Annotated in this window: 1 protein-coding gene; it reads left to right on the top strand. The window is 69.9% G+C overall.

The window, feature by feature from the left end:
* The coding region (locus DNK49_RS24280; RefSeq protein ID WP_165843442.1) for a hypothetical protein at positions 1-379 on the top strand (379 nt) is incomplete at both ends.

Here is a 379-nt window from a genome sequence, read left to right as displayed (position 1 = left end):
TCGGGCCACCTCCACGGCCTGCGCGTGAATGGCATCGAGATCGATTTCGAGCGCGATGCGCTGCACCGTGAGGTGTCGCGCACCCTGCGCCCCGACGGCCCTGCGCTGGGCGGCGCCCCCATCCTGAAGGAGACCCGCGCCTACACCGCACTCGGGCAGCTGTCACGCAGCGCACTGACCACGCCCCACGCCGAACCCCTGATCCGCGAGTACGCTTACGACGCCCATGCGCATCTGGCCTCGATCCACCAACGCGATGGCGCCGGCACCCGCGCCATCGCCTACGCCTACGATGCCTCGGGCCGGCTCATCGCAAGCCAGCACGGGGCGCAGCGCCACGACTATCGCTTCGACCCGGCCGGTAATCGCCTCGATGTCA

The organism is Parazoarcus communis SWub3 = DSM 12120, from assembly GCF_003226565.1.
Lineage (GTDB): Bacteria > Pseudomonadota > Gammaproteobacteria > Burkholderiales > Rhodocyclaceae > Parazoarcus > Parazoarcus communis.
The sequence above is the reverse complement of the archived record's forward strand: the minus strand, read 5'-3'. Positions and strand labels throughout refer to the sequence as shown.